The organism is Rhizobium anhuiense bv. trifolii (assembly GCF_024346605.1).
GTDB classification, from domain to species: Bacteria; Pseudomonadota; Alphaproteobacteria; order Rhizobiales; family Rhizobiaceae; genus Rhizobium; species Rhizobium anhuiense.
On sequence record NZ_CP098801.1, the window covers coordinates 1221782 to 1237066 of the forward strand.

The window sequence follows — 15285 nt, forward strand, 5'->3', positions numbered from 1 at the left end:
AGAGCGGGTTTGCCCCTAGCTATTGCCCGTCTCACTCCGCAGCCGGTCCAGGAAAACCTTCAGCTCCGCGTCGTCGACGCTGACGAGATGGCGCTTTTCCGGATAGGCGCCGGTCCTGACATCCTCGGCGAACTCGGTGAAGGCGGCGATGCGTTCGCGCTGTAGCCGGTCATGTTCGGCGGCGAAGTTGCGATAGACCTTGGCATGGCGCGGATAGTGATCGCGATTGGTGCCAAGCACGTCGTCGGCGAAGAGATATTGGGCGTCGCAGCCGCTGCCGGCCCCCATGGAGATCATCAGCATCGAGGTGTTGCTGCTGATGGCGGCAGCGACATCCCCCGGCACGACTTCGATTTCGGCGGCGAAGGCGCCGGCCTCTTCCAGCGCCTTGGTCTGCCGCCAGATCTCGGCCGCACTCGCCGCGGTCTTGCCGACGGCGCGAAAGCCGCCGGTCCAGGTCGCCTTCGAAGGGATCAGCCCGAGATGGCCGCAGACGGGGATGCCCTCGTCCCGCATGCGCCGGATCGTCTGCAGGCTTGCGGCGCAATAGACCGCATCGCCACCGGCCTTCAGCGCCGCGAAAGCCGCGCGCAGATAATCCTCCGCCGAGACATGGTCGCCATATTCGAGCCCCGGAATGGCAAAGGGAGTGGGCGCGGCCTCGCGAAAGACCGGCCCGAGCAGCGAGGGCGGCACCGAGACGATATCGATGCCCGCTTTTTCGGCGGCTTCCGCCTCCTCCAGCGTGGTGACGCGCAGCATGGTGAGCTGGCGCTTGCCTTTTTCCGCAAGCAGATCGGCGACGGTTGCGCGTCTATGTTTCTTCATCGTCAAATTCCTTCGAAAAAAGCGGTGAAAATATCGGCCAGCTCACGCGGCCAGCAGGGATTTCAGCTTGATGTCGCTGGTTGCGAGCGCTGCCGGGTCCGGATGGGCACGCGCGGCGATCAGCATTTCGGCGAGCCTGATGTCACGCGCCACGGCATTGCCTGGCCCGATGCCGCTTGCGGCGATCAGTCGCCCGGTGGCGTCGAGATGGAAAAGAATGAAGGCGCCTGCGCCGAGATCGCGGCGCTGATGCGTGGCGGCTCCTTCGGCAAGGCCCGCAATCTGCAGCGTCATGTCGTATTGATCCGACCAGAACCACGGCACGGCCGATACGGCCTCGTCGAGGCCGAGCATGTTGGCCGCAGCCAATGTGCCCTGCTCCTGGGCGTTGCGCCAGGATTCGAGCCGCACCCGCCGGCCGCCATAGATCGACAGCGGAAAGGAGCAGCAGTCGCCGGCGGCAAAGACATCCGGCGCCGAGGTCTGCAGATGAATATCGACGGCAATGCCGTTTTCGATAGTAAGCCCCGCTCTTTCGGCGATCTCGACATTCGGCCGGGCACCGATGCCGACAAGGGCGAGATCGGCTTCGATCGCCTCACCGCTCGACAATCTGATCTGGGCTTTGCCGTTTTCCGCAGTCAGCGCCTCGATGGAGACACCGCAGCGGATATCGACGCCCTCGGCGCGGTGGCGCTCGGTGATGAGATGGGCGATCTCCTCCGGCACGCCGCGCTTCAGCACGCGTTCCAGCCCTTCGATGACCGTGACCTCGGCGCCGAGCAGCCGCGCCGTTGCCGCAAGTTCCAGTCCGATGAACCCGCCACCGATGATGGCGATATGCCGTCCCGGCTTCATGACATCACGCAGCGCCGCCGCATCGTGATGGGTCCTCAGCGCGCGAATATGCGGGCGGCCCTGCGGCGCGCCGGGGAAGGAGCGTGCAGCGGCACCCGTCGCAAGCAGAAGCTTGTCGTAGGAAAGCACGGTACCGTCCGAAAGCGTGACGGTCCTGGACGCGGGGTCGAGATCCCTTGCCTCGAGGCCGGTCAGCAGCCGGATGCCGTTTTCGACATATTTTTCCGCCGTCGCGATGAATTTCGGATCGCTTGCATCGGTGGAGCCGGCCTTCGACAGCGGCGGCCGTTCATAGGGCGGAAGCGGCTCGGCGCCGACTAGCGTTACTTCGCCGGCAAAGCCCTTTTCCCGCAAGGCGAAGGCGGCGCGCGCACCGCATTCGCCCGCGCCCAGGATAACGAAATGAGCCACGTCCAGCTCCCTCAGAGCGAGATGAAGACGGCGCCGTCTTCGATCTTGACCGGATAGGTCTTGAGATTGACGCAGACCGGCGCACCCTTGGCTTCGCCCGTCTTGTAGTTGAAGCGGCCGTTATGTTTCGGACATTCGATGATCTCATCCATGACAAGCCCGTCGGCGAGATGGATATGTTCGTGTGTGCAGAGCCCGTCGGTGGCGAAGAATTCGTCATCCGGGCTGCGATAGACCGCGAAGGTGCGCCCGTCGTGATCGAAGCGGATGACATCCTCCTCGTCGATCTCGTCCTTGCCGCAAACCTCAATCCAGTTTCCGCTCATCTTATCCTCCCTCGATTGTCGTTATTGCGCGGCCGGAGCCAGCTCGTTGTGGAATTCCTCGCGATACGGCCGCGCGGTGGCCGGCAATTCGCGCTTCAGGAAATAGTCCTCGTTGCGCAGCTGGCGCAGGAAGGCCGGGATCATCTCGCGATAACCGGACAAGATCGACGGGTTCGGCGCCGGCAGGTCGTGCTTGATCATCGCATGCAGCTGCGGCAGCGCGTGGTAGGGCACCATCGGAAACATGTGATGTTCGACGTGGTAGTTCATGTTCCAGTAGATGAAGCGGCTGATCGGGTTCATGTAGACAGTGCGGCTGTTCAGCCTGTGGTCGGTGACATTGTCGGCAAGGCCGCCATGCTGCAGCAGTCCGGTCAGCACATGGTGCCAGGCGCCGTAAAGGCGCGGCAGGCCGATCAGCATCAGCGGCAGGATCGAGCCCGTGGCGATCGCCGCGGCGATTGTCGCGACATAGATCGCCAGCCAGATGCGGGCGAAACGGATCGCCTTCGGCTGCTCCATCTCGGGAATGAAGGTTTTTTCCGCCGCGCTGACGCCGCCGAAGGCATTGCGCAGCATGTCGACGACGGCATGCCAGGCGTCGAGGATGCCGAAGAAATTGAGCACCAGCCGCAAGAGATCCGGCGGCCGCATGACGGCGATCTCGGGATCGCGGCCGACGATCACCGTGTCGGTGTGGTGGCGCGCATGGCTCCAGCGCCAGGTCACCGGATTGCGCATGATCATGAAGCAGGCAATCTGATAGACGGCATCGTTCATCCAGCGCGTCTTGAAGGCGGTGCCATGACCGCATTCGTGCCAGCGGCTGTCGGAGGCCGAGCCGTAGAGCACGCCATAGGCAAGGAAGATGGGCAGCGCGATCCACGAGCCCCAGAAATAGATGCCAAGCCCGGCCAAGACCGCCATGCTGCCGAGCCAGATGACCGTGTCGCGGATCGCCGGCGCATCGGAGCGCTGCATCAGCGCCTTCATGTCCTTGCGCGTAATGTCGGTGTGATACCATTCGGCTGCCGCCAGCCCCGTCTCGACGGCTGTGCGGCCGCTTTCGCCGAGCAGGTCGTAGTCACGTTTCTTTGTCTGGGTCGCCATTATCCGCCTCCCGTTATGCCCTTGCCTGGGAGAATAGGTTGACTTTGGCAGGCGCTCAATGCAGGCTTGATATATTCTATCAAAAGCCATCATGAATGGCTTGCATTCATGATTGAATACATCAGGAACGCTCATGCGCCGTCCAACCATATCCGATCTTGCCCGCGCCTCCGGCGTCAGCGTCGCCACCGTCGACCGTGTTCTCAACGCGCGCCACCGGGTGCGCGAGGAAACAGCACGGCGGGTCTATGATGCGGCGCAGTCGATCGGCTATCACGCCGTCGGCCTGATCAAGCAGCGTGTCTTCGAGGATCTGCCGCAATACAAGCTCGCCTTCCTGCTGCAGAAACCAACGCAGTCCTTCTACCAGAGCTTCGCGCGCGAGATCGAAACGGCAGCGCGGGCGCTGACGACGGCGCGCATCCAGACGCAGATCGAATTTCCCTCCGCCGCGACACCGGCTGCGATCGTCGAAAAGATCAAGACGCTCGGCGCCCGCAACCAGGCCGTTGCCCTCGTCGGCCCGGACTATCCGGCGGTGACGACGGCGGTGGAAGAACTGAAGGAGCGCGGCATTCCTGTCTTCTCGCTGCTCTCCGATCTCGCCACGGGCGTGCGCGACGCCTATGTCGGGGTCAATAACCGCAAGGTCGGGCGCACCGCCGCCTGGACGATCGCGCGCACGGCGCGCCAGCCCGGCAAGGTCGCCTGTTTCGTCGGCAGCCACCGTTTTCACGGCCATGAGTTGCGGGAAATCGGCTTCCGCTCCTATTTTCGCGAGAATGCACCGGAGTTCGATGTCGTCGACACGCTGATCAATCTCGAGACCGCCGAAATCACCCATGAGGCAACCTTGACGTTGCTGCAGAAACATCCCGATCTCGTCGGCCTCTATGTCTGCGGCGGCGGCATGGAGGGGGCAATCTCGGCGTTTCGCGAAGAAAGCGTCGGCGGCAAGGTCGTTCTCGTGGTCAACGAGCTGACCCCCGACAGCAAAGCCGGTCTTGCCGACGATATCGTCGCCATGGCGATCGGCACGCCCCTGCCTGCCCTCTGCAAGGAGCTGATGGTGCTGATGACGAGCGCTATCGAAAACGGCGAAACGGCGGTTCCCGGACAACTCTTCCTGCCTTTCGATATTCATATCTCGGAGAACATCTAAACAATGATGGAATTCCATCATTTCGTTGGAAATTCTCTCAGCAATGAAAGCGGCCGCCGGCAATGACGGATGGATTGCGACGCGAATTCCGATAGAGATTCGCTGACCCATTCACGAGGACCGCTCCGCCGTGACGCGGAGATCAGGAGGAGAACCAGTCATGACTACGATCCGTTTTGCGCTCAACCACATGGCCGCCCCGTCGCTTGCCATCGACGATTTTTTCGCGCTGGCCCAATCGCTCGGCATCGATGCCGTCGAGATCCGCAACGACCTTTCCGGCAATGCCATCCTTGACGGCACCAAACCCGAAACGATCAAGGACGCGGCTGCCCGCCATGGGCTGACGATCATCTCGATCAACGCCCTGCAGCGCTTCAACGAGTGGAACGCGACCAGGGCTGCCGAAGCGCAGGAACTGATCGACTATGCCAGCGCGTCGGGCGCCAAGGCGCTCGTCCTCGTTCCGAAGAACGACGGCACCGGCTGCGCCGATGGCGAACGGCAGGCCAATCTGCGCCGGTCTCTGGCGGCGCTGAAGCCGATGCTCGAGAAGGCCGGCATCATCGGTCTCGTCGAGCCGCTCGGTTTCGAGATCTGCTCGCTTCGCTCGAAGACCGAGGCGGCCGAGGCAATCAGGGAGCTCGGCGCGGAATCGACCTTCAGGCTTGTCCACGACACCTTCCACCATCACCTTGCCGGCGAAGCGGCGACCTTCCCTGAGCTGGCCGGCCTCGTGCACATCTCCAGCGTCAGTGATCCCACAGTTTCCGTTGCCGAGATGCGCGATTCCCATCGCGTGCTCGTGGACGGCGACGACCGGCTCGATAATGCCGGGCAGATCAGAGCGCTGCTGCAGGCTGGCTATAAGGGTCCGTTCTCTTTTGAGCCCTTTGCAGCGGAAGTTCATGCGGTCAAGGACCCGGCCGGGGCGCTTCGCACCAGCATGGACTATCTCAGCGCGCGGGTTTGAGACCTGAGTGAAACGTCGCCTGATACTGTTTTTGGTGTCAGGACGGCGGGGGAACGATTGTCACGATACGCTGGCGCGGCCAATCGCTTGAAGTTATTCCCTGCCTCTGAACCGGCGTTGATAGGCCGGATCATAAAGTGAACTCTCGCGGAAATCCTCGGCCGCGAGCGAAGGGCCGACGAAGATGATCGCCGTGCGTTCGATCGGTTCGACCGCAACCTTTGCTTCGATATCGGCAAGCGTGCCGCGCAGGATGCGCTCGTCCGGCCAGGAGGCCTTGACGACAATGGCGACCGGGCAGTCGACGCCGTAAAGCGGGGTCAATTCCTCCACCACTTGGCTCAGCGCATGGATGGCCAGATGGATCGCCAGCGTGGCGCCCGTCGCGCCGAATTTTGCCAGCGTCTCGTCGTTCGGCATCGGTGATGCGCGGCCGGAAACGCGGGTCAGCACCAGGCTCTGCGCCACTGCCGGGATCGTCAGCTCGCGCCCAAGCGTCGAGGCGGCGGCGGCAAAGGCTGGAACACCTGGCGTCATCGTATAGTCGATGCCGTGTTTTTGCAGCCGGCGCACCTGTTCGGCCACCGCACTCCAGACGGAGAGATCGCCAGAATGCAGCCGGGCGACATCCTGGCCGGCCGCGGCAGCGCGAAGATATTCCGCCTCGATCTCGTCAAGCGACATCGGCGCCGTATCGACGATGCGTGCGCCCGGCGGACAATATTGCAGCAGTTCGGGCGAGACGATCGAGCCGGCATAGAGACAGACCGGGCATTGGGTGATGAGATCGCGGCCGCGCACCGTGATCAGATCCGCAGCACCTGGGCCAGCGCCGATGAAATGCACCGTCATCTCGTCATCCTTTCGTCCAGCGCCACTGCGTCACCGGCATCGCCGGCCGCCAGCCGCTCATGCCGCCGACGGGCTGGGCGCGCGATATTTCGATCCGCGTGAGGGAGCCGCCGCGTTTGGCATGTTCGCCGAGCAGCGCGGCTTCCATCTCCAGCGTCACGGCATTGGCAACGAGCCGCCCTCCCCGCTTCAGCGCGGCTATCGCAGTCTCGATAACACCCGGTTCGCTGCCGCCGCCCCCGAGGAAAATCACATCCGGTTCCGGCAGGCCCTTCAGCGCGAGGGGCGCTGTCCCCTCGACAACGGCAAGATGCGGCACGCCGAAGGCGGTTGCATTGCGGGCGACCCGTGCGGCCCGCTCCGGCGATTGCTCGACAGCGATTGCCTTCAGACTGGGATCGGCGAGCATCCATTCGATGCCGATCGAGCCCGCGCCGGCGCCGATATCCCAGAGCAGTTCGCCGTGACGCGGCGCGAGCGCCGAAAGCGTCATCGCCCGGATTTCACGCTTGGTGATTTGTCCGTCATGCTCGAACAGCTCGTCCTCGATCCCTGCAGCATAAGGCAGGATGCGAGCCCCCTCCCCTGCCGCAACATCGACGGCGCAGACATTCAGAGGATCGATGTCCACGAGATCGAAATCCGCCGCCACAGCACGTCTTTGCCGCTCCCGCGCGCCGCCAAGCGCCTCGAGCACGGTAAGCTGCGACTGACCGAAGCCGGTCGCGGCAAGCAGGGCAGCCAGGTCGCCGGGGCCTTTTTCGTCCGAGGTGAGCGCGAGGATGCGCCGCCCGGGATGCAGATGCGGCCGGATCAGGTCGATCGGCCGTCCATGCAGCGAGACCGTCGCGACCTCCTGCAGCGGCCAGCCAAGGCGGGAGGCAGCAAGGCTGAAGGCCGAGGGCGCCGGAATGATGCGCATCTCGTGCGCCGCCACGTGGCGGGAGAGCGTTGCGCCGACGCCGTAGAGGAAGGGGTCGCCGGAGGCGAGCACGACAACAGGCGTGCCGCGCCTTTCAAGAATGGCGTCGACCGAGCGTTCGAACGGGCTCTGCCAGGAAAGCTTTTCGCCTGATATCAGCGAGGCCGCGAGTGCATGATGGCGCGCACCGCCGAAGACGGCAGGTGCTGCCGCGATCAGCCTCTTCGCCTCCTCACCCAACCCTTCTGGACCATCTTCGCCGATGCCGATAATAGTCAGCCAGCGCTGGCCGGACGCAGGAGAGATATCAGACATGGGAAGACCCCGCATCCTGATCCTGGGCGGCACCAGCGAGGCGCGCTTGTTGGCCGCGGCGCTCGCGGCGCGCGACGATTGCGATGTTATGCTGTCGCTTGCCGGACGCACCGAGAAACCGGCCGTACAGCCTGTTCCGGTCCGCATCGGCGGTTTCGGCGGCGCTGCCGCACTCGCCGATTTCCTGACGGCCGGCGGCTATCATCTGCTGATCGACGCCACGCATCCTTTTGCCGAACGGATTTCGGCCAATGCCGCTTTTGCCGCTGAGGTCACCGGTATCGCAGCGATCGCTCTGCGCCGTCCCGAATGGCAACGCGAAGCCGGCGATCGCTGGCGGGAGGTGCAGAGCATTCCGGCGGCTATCGAAGCGCTCGGCCCTTCCCCCCGCCATGTCTTCCTGGCGACGGGCCGGCAGGGCGCGCATCATGCGGAAGCCGCGCCGCAACATCACTATCTTGTCCGCAGCGTCGATCCTGTCGAGCCGCCGCTTGCGCTTGATCATGTCGATTATCTGCTTGATCGCGGTCCGTTCACGCTGGAAGGCGAATGCGATCTCCTGAGGCAGCACCACATCGACATCATCGTCGCCAAAAACAGCGGCGGTGCCGCCACCTATGCGAAGATCGAGGCAGCCCGGCTGCTCGGCATCGAGGTGTTGATGGTCGCGCGTGCGCCTGCCTCCGCGGTCACGACGGTCGACACGGTCGAAGCGGCGCTGGCAGTGATCGATCACCTGTTTCCTCCCGCCATGAACCGCGGGGTATAGACGAGGTCCAGCCTGCCCGGCCGCGCGACGACGCGTGTCTCGGCGGAGCCGATGATGATGCAGGTCGCCATATCGGCAATCGACGCGTCTGCTTGCGACAGCTGCTGTAATGCGATGCGTTCGTCCGGGCGCCCGGCGGCGCGCCCGAAAATAACCGGCGTTGTTGCCGGCAGATGGTTGCGCAACAGCTTGAAGGCATCGCCGAGTTGCCACGGCCGCGCCCGGCTGATCGGATTGTAGAGCGCGATGACGAAACCCGCTTTCGCCGCCAGCTCAAGGCGGGTTTCGATTATATTCCAAGGCTTTAGATTATCAGACAGCGATATGGCGCAGAAATCGTGACCAAGCGGGGCGCCGGCTCTTGCCGCCACGGCCAGCATTGCCGTGATGCCGGGCAGAATGGTGAGATCGACCGAGCGCCAGGCGGCCGGCCCGTTCTCGATCGCCTCGCAGACGGCGGCGGCCATGGCAAAGACGCCGGGGTCGCCGCCGGAGACGACGCAGACTTTCGCGCCGTCAGCCGCCATGGCCAGGGCTGCCCCCGCCCGGTCGAGTTCCTCGCGATTGTCCGAGGCATGGCGCAGCTGATCGTCGCGGAGTTGCAGCCTGTCGAGATAGGGTCCGTAGCCGAAGAAATCCGTTGCCTGGTCGACGACGGCCAAAGCCTCCGGCGTCATCTGCTCGGGATTGCCGGGGCCGGTGCCGATCACGAAAAGCCTGCCGCTCATCGGCTCGCCTCCCAGCCAGGCACCAGCACGAGCGAAAAATACGGCGCATCGCCATCGCTCCTGTCGGCAAGCTTTTCCATCGCCGCATTGGCCATGGTGCCGCGCTCGACATAGACGGCTTCCGCAAGCCGGCCGGCTGCCGCCAAGGCCCGGCGGATCTTCGGCAGATTGCGGCCGACCTTCATGATGACGGCGGCTTGCGTGTCGGCAAGACGACGTGTCAGCTCGGTTTCGGGCATCGTACCCGGCAGTACGGAAAGCACATCGTCACCCTGGACGATCGGCATGCCGGCCAGCGACCAGCAGCCCGACATGGCGCTGATGCCCGGAATCACTTCCGTCGGGTAGCGCTGGGAAAGTCTGACATGCAGATGCATATAGGAGCCATAGAAGAGCGGATCGCCTTCACTGAGAACGGCGACTGTCAGCCCGGCATCGAGATGGTCGGCCACCGACTTGGCGGACTGATCGTAGAATTCAGTGATCAGCCTCTGGTAGCGTTCGTCGTTCTTGTCGATCTCGGTTGTCACCGGATAATAGAGCGGCAGCAGCGTCACCCCGGATTTCAGCAGCGGTTCGACGATCGCCTTGCCGTTGCCGCCCCTGCCCTGTTTGGCGAAATAGGCGATGACGTCAGCGGCTTCGATGGCGCGCACGGCTTTGAGGGTGAGGAGCTCCGGGTCGCCGGGACCCGTCCCGACGCCGATGAGACGGCCGCTTGTGGTCATAGGCCGGGCCTCGCCAGTGCATTGATGGCGGCTGCCGTCATGGCGCTGCCGCCGAGCCGGCCGCGGACGATGGCGAAGGGGACGCCGTAGGAATTCTCCGCCAGCGCATCCTTGGATTCGGCGGCACCGACGAAGCCCACAGGCATGCCGAGGATCGCCGCAGGTTTCGGGGCGCCGTCGCGCAGGAGTTCGAGCAGATGGAAGAGGGCGGTCGGCGCATTGCCGATGGCGACAACGCTTCCGCCGAGCCTATCGAGCCAGAGATGCATGGCGGCGGCCGAGCGGGTATTGCCGGTCTCGCGTGCAAGCTCCGGTGTCGCGGGATCACGCAGCGTACAGATCACCTCGTTCAGCGCGGGCAGCCGCGCCCGGGTGACACCATGGGATACCATTTCCGCGTCGCAGAAGATCGGCGCCCCACCTTTCAGCGCATCGCGCGCCGCGCCGACGACATCGGCGGAGAACAGGAAATGCTCCGCCGCCTCGACGAGCCCGCAGGCATGGATCATGCGCACGGCGATTTCGGCTTGATCTTCGGTAAAGCGCGAAAGATCGGCCTCGGCGCGGATGATCGCAAAGGAACGCTCGTAAATCGCGTCGCCGCTGCGGATATAATCGTAGTCTGGCATTCCTATTCCTGTCGCAGCGCCTTTGAAACGCCGGTTGTGCCAAGCCGTGTAAGGCAGGCCGCGGCCGATTCGCCAGCGCCTCGGTTGTCTTCGATGGAGCGGGCGAGCCTCTCTATAGCGAAATCGATCCGACCGCCAGCGATCCGTTCGTCCGGCCGATCCGCAGCAAGCCCATTGAGGATGAGGTCATAACCCTCCGGCGAGCCCGTCAGGGTCAGCGCCGGCCGTGCATGGGCGCAGCCCTTGGCGCAGCCTGACAGATGCAGCGTCAGCGAACCGTCGAAGAGGGCAGGTGCCGCAGCGATGATGCGGCGCGCCAGAGTTCTCGTCTCGTAGAAGGCGGAGCCGCAGGCGCCGGCGCCGGCGCAGGCGGCGATATGCTCGCTGTTGTCGCCGGGTTGGGCGCTGAAGCCAAGTCTGGCCGCGGCGACCTGCATAGCCGGCACTGTATCAGCCGGAAGTCCGATCAGGAAGAAACCGCGATCGGGCGCAAGCCGGATGGCTGTCGCGCCCTGGCTCTCTGCGAGATCGAGCAGGGCGGAGAGATCGGACGTCCTCATCTGTCCGAATTCCGGCCTGACGCCGAGCAGGGTTTTGCCGTCGGCGAGCCTGTGCGGGCCGGAAAGCGGCACCCCTGCCGCGCGGGACGGAAAGAACTGAATGCCATCCATCGCCGGAAAACGCGCCCGCAGCAGCGCCGGATCGATATCGCGTGCCCTCTTGCCCTGCCCGAGATCTGCCAACAGGCTCAGAATGTCGCCGACCGCCGATATTGCCGCCTCCGCAGAACCGATCGCGACCGGCGTTGCGCTTTCACCGTCGCCATTGATCGCCACAAGCCAATCTGCGGGGGATTGCGCGACAATACGGATATCAGCGGAAACCGCCGCCAAGCCGAAGGCTCCCCCGCCGTCGACGACGAGCGATAGTTTTGGCGCGAGCCGTGGCGAGCGAAGCTGATCGCGGAGCGTGCGGCGCAATGCCGTTTCCATTGCGGCCGGATCGTTTATTTCTTCCGGATCGATGCCGTGCAGCGGCGAGATCTCGATCGCCGGCCCCTCCGGCACGACAATGCCGGCGGCATCGATATCGGCAGCGAGCGGTCCGACCGTCTCGGCGCTGAGCCCGCGGATCTGCAGATTGCCGCGTGCGGTGATTTCCAGAATGCCGTTTCCATGAACTGCGGCTAAGCGGGCAAGGCTTGCAAATTGCGGCAGCGTCAACGCGCCGCCGGCTGGCCGCAGCCGCACAAGCAGGCCGTCGCCGGTCGGCATCGGCGCTGACAGGGCGGGGCAGGCGCCGCGTGCGCGCATTTTTGCTGCCAGGTGATCGTGCAGATCCGCCTCGCCTGTCCTGTTGTTTGCCCTTGCGGCCTCAACACTCATTCTCAATCCTCTGAGCATTTCTTACATGATCGCGGCCGGGCCGGCAAAGCATGAGAGAAACGGGTCGGAACGGCTATTCCTCGAAATCGCATCCCTTGCGCAGGAGATAGATGTCCATGATCCAGCCGTGCCGCTGCCTGGCCTCGGCCCTCAGCGTCACGATGTCGGCGGCGATATCGCCAAGCCGGCCCGATCTGACGATTTCATCCTGGGTGCCGAGATAGGCGCCCCAGAAGATCTCGGCATCGGGATCGTCGATCTTGGCAAAAGCCTGTTCGCCGTCGAGCATCACGATGGTGCTGTCGCTCCGAAGCCCGTCCTGCGCCAGCCGGCGCCCCGTGGTGATCTCGATCGGCTTGCCGACGAGGTTGATCGGGATCCTGTGGCTGGCAGCCAGGGCCTGGATGCTGGTGATGCCGGGAATGACGGTGTAATCGAAATCCAGGCCGCTTTCCCGTCGCACGCGTTCGATGATGCGGATCGTGCTGTCGTAGAGACTGGGATCGCCCCAGACGAGAAAGGCGCCGCTGCCCTCATCCGGCAGACTAGCGATCAGCTCTCCATAGATACCGGCGATTTCGCCATGCCAGGCATCGACGCTTTGCGCATAGCTCCTCTCTGCCGTCTGCCGTTGCGGCACGGCGAACTCCGAAATTCGGGCAGCTGGCCGCGTGATATAGCGTTGGCAGATCTCGCGGCGGATATCGGCAAGTTCTTCCTTGCCGGCGCCCTTGACCGGCAGGAAGACCACGTCGGCCGCGTTCATGGCGTTGATCGCCTGTATGGTGAGGTGCTCCGGGTTGCCCGTGCCGATGCCGATGATTTGGATATGCTTCAAGCGGATGCTCCCTTTGCGTCCTGGCGGTCTTGCCGAAAAAGCCCGGTCGTCGCAAGGGCGGAGCGGGAGTTGGCCGCGCCAACCTGAAGCTCCTCCGCGACAAGCTGCTTCCGCCGCTCTCGCAGAAGACACTGCGAACGTTCTTCTACGGCGAGGCGACACAGAGGATCGATGTACAGGCCTGCAACAGCCTGTGCACCTGACTTCGGTTGAGCCCAAGCAGCTCAGCGGCCTGGACGACGCTCAGGCGCTGATCACGGATCGTCTGAATAAACTTCGAGGCGATGCAATTCTTTATGCGACATGGTGGTCAAACAGGGCATCAAGATTCCGACCCCTCATGGTCTCGACCGGGCTGGAGGTCGTCATCCTTGCGCTCAACGTTGACCTTGATCAGAACGTCGAGAGGCGAGACTGTCGCATCTCTAAATAGCCCCTACACGAATTAGCGGCGTAGCAAGTATTATCGAACAACCACCCCGGGACGCTGGTTTCACTGCGAGCGCGCAGTTTGCGCATCGTTGCCACGCAGCGAAATCCAGCAGATTGCTATTCCTTCACTGCACCGGTCATCGAGGAGACATAGTAGTCCACGAAGAACGAATAGAGGATGACCACCGGCAGCGAGCCGAACAGTGCACCGGCCATCAGCGCTCCCCATTCGAACACGTCGCCGCGCACCAGTTCGGTCAGGACGCCGACCGGAATGGTTTTGTTTTCCGATGACTGGATGAAGGTGAGCGCATAGATGAATTCGTTCCAGGACAGCGTGAAGGCGAAGATGCCGGCCGAAATCAGCCCGGGGACGGCCAGCGGCAGGATGATCTTGGTGAGGATCTGCCACCTGTTGGCGCCATCCACCAGTGCGCTTTCCTCCAGCTCGAAGGGGATCGAGCGGAAATAGCCCATCAGCAGCCAGGTGCAGAAGGGAATGAGGAAGGTCGGATAGGTAAAGATCAGCGCCAGCCGCGAGTCGTAGATCCCGAGCTTGAAGACGATGAAGGCAAGCGGGATGAAGAGGATCGACGGCGGCACGAGATAGGCGAGGAAGATCACCAGGCCGACCGATCGGGAGCCGGTGAAGCGGACGCGCTCGATGGCATAGGCGCCCAAGACTGAGGCCACCAGCGAGAGGAAGGTGGAGCAGACCGCCACCAGCATCGTGTTCCACAGCCAGCCCGGATAGGAGGTTTCGAGGAACAGATATTTGATATGCGCGAGCGTTGCTCCCACCACCCAGAACGGGCTGTAATTGGTATAGTCGGTCAGCTGCTCGTTCGGCTTCACCGCAGTGATCGCCATCCAGTAGAACGGGAAGAGCAGCACGAAGACGAAGATGGCCATCGGCAAGTAGAGCATCACGATCCGCCGTGGCAGGCGGTTCAGATAGCTCATGCCTTCGGCATTATCGGTCAGGGCCTGATCGGCGGTGTTGGAATGTGTCGACATCGATATTCTCCTAATCTTGGCTCCTAATCCTGGCCGCCCTGCTGCCATTTGCGCCGTTGCAGGCCGAAGAAGCTGAACATGATCGCGCCGAGCAGGAAGGGCACCATGGCGACCGCGATGGCCGCCCCCTCGCCGAGTTGGCCGCCGGGAATGCCGCGTTGGAACGACAGCGTCGCCATCAGATGCGTAGCGTTGACCGGCCCGCCCTTGGTCAGCACGTAGATGAGCTGGAAATCGGTAAAGGTGAAAAGCACCGAGAAGGTCATGACGACGGCGATGATCGGCGTCAGCATGGGCAGCGTCACATAGCGGAAACGCTGCCAGCTGGTGGCGCCGTCGAGCGAGGCAGCCTCCTGCAGCGATGCTGGAATGGTCTGCAGGCCGGCAAGCAGCGAGATCGCCACGAAGGGAATGCCGCGCCAGACATTGGCGACGATAACGGAGATGCGCGCATTGATCGGGTCGCCGAGGAAGTTGATCGGTCCGCTGATCAGCCCGAGCTGCATCAGCGACCAGGAGATGATCGAAAACTGGGAATCGTAGATCCACCAGAAGGCGAGCGCCGAAAGCACCGTCGGCACCACCCAGGGAAGCAATACGATTGCCCGGAAGAAGGATTTGAACGGCAGGTGCTGGTTGAGCAGCATCGCCAGCCAGAGGCCGAGCGCGAATTTCAGCACGGAGGCGACGAAGGTATAGAGAACGGTGTTGAAGACCGACAGCCAGAAGACGCTGTCGTCCATCAGGAACTGGTAGTTCTCCAGTCCGATGAAGATGCCGTCGCGACCGATCCTCGTATCGGTGAAGCCGAGCCAGACGCCGAGCCCCAGCGGATAGGTCAGAAAGCAGACGAGGAATACTGCCGCCGGCAGCATGAACAGGAAGCCGAGCACATTGTTGTTCTGCAGGAGCGAAGAGACCGGCCCACGTCTATCCCCCGAATTTGCCATCGACATTGCTTATCTCCCAGATCGCCTTTTGAACCCCCAGATCTTGCGGCAT

Annotated in this window: 16 protein-coding genes and 1 pseudogene; 3 read left to right on the top strand and 14 right to left on the bottom strand. The window is 63.3% G+C overall.

Annotated features, from left to right (window positions below):
* Positions 1 to 15 precede the first annotated feature (15 nt).
* From NE851_RS05885 to NE851_RS05900, 4 genes are read right to left on the bottom strand one after another with little or no spacing between them, the layout of a single operon-like run.
* The gene (locus tag NE851_RS05885) at positions 16 to 828 is read right to left on the bottom strand and encodes a 3-methyl-2-oxobutanoate hydroxymethyltransferase (RefSeq protein WP_097630179.1); all 813 of its coding nucleotides are present in this window, start codon (positions 826 to 828) and stop codon (positions 16 to 18) included.
* Between the two features lie 42 nt (positions 829 to 870).
* Positions 871 to 2097 carry an NAD(P)/FAD-dependent oxidoreductase gene (locus NE851_RS05890; protein ID WP_254955509.1) on the bottom strand — a complete coding sequence of 409 codons (1227 nt, stop codon included), beginning with the start codon at positions 2095 to 2097 and terminating at the stop codon, positions 871 to 873.
* A gap of 11 nt (positions 2098 to 2108) precedes the next feature.
* Entirely contained in the window at positions 2109 to 2423 is a 315-nt protein-coding gene (locus tag NE851_RS05895; RefSeq protein WP_047611977.1) for a MocE family 2Fe-2S type ferredoxin, read from the bottom strand.
* A gap of 21 nt (positions 2424 to 2444) precedes the next feature.
* Positions 2445 to 3533 (bottom strand): fatty acid desaturase family protein, encoded by a 1089-nt coding sequence (locus tag NE851_RS05900; protein ID WP_254955510.1) that lies wholly within the window; start codon positions 3531 to 3533, stop codon positions 2445 to 2447.
* Positions 3534 to 3666: 133 nt separating this feature from the next.
* Here NE851_RS05900 and NE851_RS05905 point away from each other — a divergent pair, with 133 nt between their 5' ends.
* Together NE851_RS05905 and NE851_RS05910 are read left to right on the top strand one after the other, a co-directional pair.
* On the top strand, positions 3667 to 4695 hold the full coding sequence (locus tag NE851_RS05905) for a LacI family DNA-binding transcriptional regulator (protein WP_097622417.1): 1029 nt from the start codon (positions 3667 to 3669) through the stop codon (positions 4693 to 4695).
* A 160-nt stretch (positions 4696 to 4855) separates the two neighbouring features.
* Positions 4856 to 5668, top strand: coding sequence for a TIM barrel protein (locus NE851_RS05910; protein WP_097622418.1), 813 nt, complete (start codon positions 4856 to 4858; stop codon positions 5666 to 5668).
* A gap of 93 nt (positions 5669 to 5761) precedes the next feature.
* Here the strand turns inward: NE851_RS05910 and cobM are convergent, their stop codons facing one another.
* Both cobM and cbiE read right to left on the bottom strand, forming a co-directional pair.
* The gene (gene cobM / locus NE851_RS05915) at positions 5762 to 6520 is read right to left on the bottom strand and encodes a precorrin-4 C(11)-methyltransferase (protein WP_028758292.1); all 759 of its coding nucleotides are present in this window, start codon (positions 6518 to 6520) and stop codon (positions 5762 to 5764) included.
* A 4-nt stretch (positions 6521 to 6524) separates the two neighbouring features.
* A complete protein-coding gene (gene cbiE, locus NE851_RS05920) occupies positions 6525 to 7757 on the bottom strand; it encodes a precorrin-6y C5,15-methyltransferase (decarboxylating) subunit CbiE (protein ID WP_097622419.1) in 1233 nt (410 codons plus the stop codon).
* Here cbiE and NE851_RS05925 point away from each other — a divergent pair.
* Positions 7756 to 8526, top strand: a complete 771-nt coding sequence (locus tag NE851_RS05925) for a cobalt-precorrin-6A reductase (RefSeq protein ID WP_097622420.1) — start codon at positions 7756 to 7758, stop codon at positions 8524 to 8526. The genes cbiE and NE851_RS05925 overlap by 2 nt on opposite strands.
* Here the strand turns inward: NE851_RS05925 and NE851_RS05930 are convergent.
* From NE851_RS05930 to NE851_RS05965, 8 genes and pseudogenes are all read right to left on the bottom strand, one after another.
* Positions 8490 to 9254, bottom strand: coding sequence for a precorrin-3B C(17)-methyltransferase (locus NE851_RS05930; protein ID WP_047611991.1), 765 nt, complete (start codon positions 9252 to 9254; stop codon positions 8490 to 8492). The two genes, NE851_RS05925 and NE851_RS05930, sit on opposite strands and share 37 nt — an antisense overlap.
* Complete coding sequence (locus NE851_RS05935) at positions 9251 to 9982, bottom strand: precorrin-2 C(20)-methyltransferase (protein ID WP_097622421.1); 732 nt, start codon at positions 9980 to 9982, stop codon at positions 9251 to 9253. The genes NE851_RS05930 and NE851_RS05935 overlap by 4 nt, the downstream gene beginning before the upstream one ends.
* Positions 9979 to 10611 (bottom strand): precorrin-8X methylmutase, encoded by a 633-nt coding sequence (locus NE851_RS05940; protein ID WP_025570630.1) that lies wholly within the window; start codon positions 10609 to 10611, stop codon positions 9979 to 9981. The genes NE851_RS05935 and NE851_RS05940 overlap by 4 nt, the downstream gene beginning before the upstream one ends.
* A gap of 2 nt (positions 10612 to 10613) precedes the next feature.
* Positions 10614 to 11996, bottom strand: coding sequence for a precorrin-3B synthase (cobG, locus tag NE851_RS05945; protein ID WP_097630181.1), 1383 nt, complete (start codon positions 11994 to 11996; stop codon positions 10614 to 10616).
* Positions 11997 to 12069: 73 nt separating this feature from the next.
* Positions 12070 to 12834, bottom strand: a complete 765-nt coding sequence (gene cobF, locus NE851_RS05950; protein WP_097622423.1) for a precorrin-6A synthase (deacetylating) — start codon at positions 12832 to 12834, stop codon at positions 12070 to 12072.
* Positions 12835 to 13012: 178 nt separating this feature from the next.
* Positions 13013 to 13157 (bottom strand): annotated as a pseudogene (locus NE851_RS05955) (helix-turn-helix domain-containing protein); the annotation flags it as partial.
* A gap of 226 nt (positions 13158 to 13383) precedes the next feature.
* Positions 13384 to 14283: a carbohydrate ABC transporter permease gene (locus NE851_RS05960; RefSeq protein WP_097622424.1), complete on the bottom strand. Its 900-nt coding sequence runs from the start codon at positions 14281 to 14283 to the stop codon at positions 13384 to 13386.
* Between the two features lie 23 nt (positions 14284 to 14306).
* Positions 14307 to 15239, bottom strand: a complete 933-nt coding sequence (locus NE851_RS05965; protein ID WP_028758286.1) for a carbohydrate ABC transporter permease — start codon at positions 15237 to 15239, stop codon at positions 14307 to 14309.
* Positions 15240 to 15285 lie beyond the last annotated feature (46 nt).

What these genes read in the sequence shown, in the direction of transcription:
- NE851_RS05885 (WP_097630179.1), bottom strand. Translation starts at nt 828, where the DNA reads ATGAAGAAACATAGACGCGCAACCGTCGCCGATCTGCTTGCGGAAAAA.
- NE851_RS05895 (WP_047611977.1), bottom strand. Translation starts at nt 2,423, where the DNA reads ATGAGCGGAAACTGGATTGAGGTTTGCGGCAAGGACGAGATCGACGAG.
- NE851_RS05900 (WP_254955510.1), bottom strand. Translation starts at nt 3,533, where the DNA reads ATGGCGACCCAGACAAAGAAACGTGACTACGACCTGCTCGGCGAAAGC.
- NE851_RS05905 (WP_097622417.1), top strand. Translation starts at nt 3,667, where the DNA reads ATGCGCCGTCCAACCATATCCGATCTTGCCCGCGCCTCCGGCGTCAGC.
- NE851_RS05910 (WP_097622418.1), top strand. Translation starts at nt 4,856, where the DNA reads ATGACTACGATCCGTTTTGCGCTCAACCACATGGCCGCCCCGTCGCTT.
- cobM (WP_028758292.1), bottom strand. Translation starts at nt 6,520, where the DNA reads ATGACGGTGCATTTCATCGGCGCTGGCCCAGGTGCTGCGGATCTGATC.
- NE851_RS05925 (WP_097622420.1), top strand. Translation starts at nt 7,756, where the DNA reads ATGGGAAGACCCCGCATCCTGATCCTGGGCGGCACCAGCGAGGCGCGC.
- cbiE (WP_097622419.1), bottom strand. Translation starts at nt 7,757, where the DNA reads ATGTCTGATATCTCTCCTGCGTCCGGCCAGCGCTGGCTGACTATTATC.
- NE851_RS05930 (WP_047611991.1), bottom strand. Translation starts at nt 9,254, where the DNA reads ATGAGCGGCAGGCTTTTCGTGATCGGCACCGGCCCCGGCAATCCCGAG.
- NE851_RS05935 (WP_097622421.1), bottom strand. Translation starts at nt 9,982, where the DNA reads ATGACCACAAGCGGCCGTCTCATCGGCGTCGGGACGGGTCCCGGCGAC.
- NE851_RS05940 (WP_025570630.1), bottom strand. Translation starts at nt 10,611, where the DNA reads ATGCCAGACTACGATTATATCCGCAGCGGCGACGCGATTTACGAGCGT.
- cobG (WP_097630181.1), bottom strand. Translation starts at nt 11,996, where the DNA reads ATGAGTGTTGAGGCCGCAAGGGCAAACAACAGGACAGGCGAGGCGGAT.
- NE851_RS05960 (WP_097622424.1), bottom strand. Translation starts at nt 14,283, where the DNA reads ATGTCGACACATTCCAACACCGCCGATCAGGCCCTGACCGATAATGCC.
- NE851_RS05965 (WP_028758286.1), bottom strand. Translation starts at nt 15,239, where the DNA reads ATGTCGATGGCAAATTCGGGGGATAGACGTGGGCCGGTCTCTTCGCTC.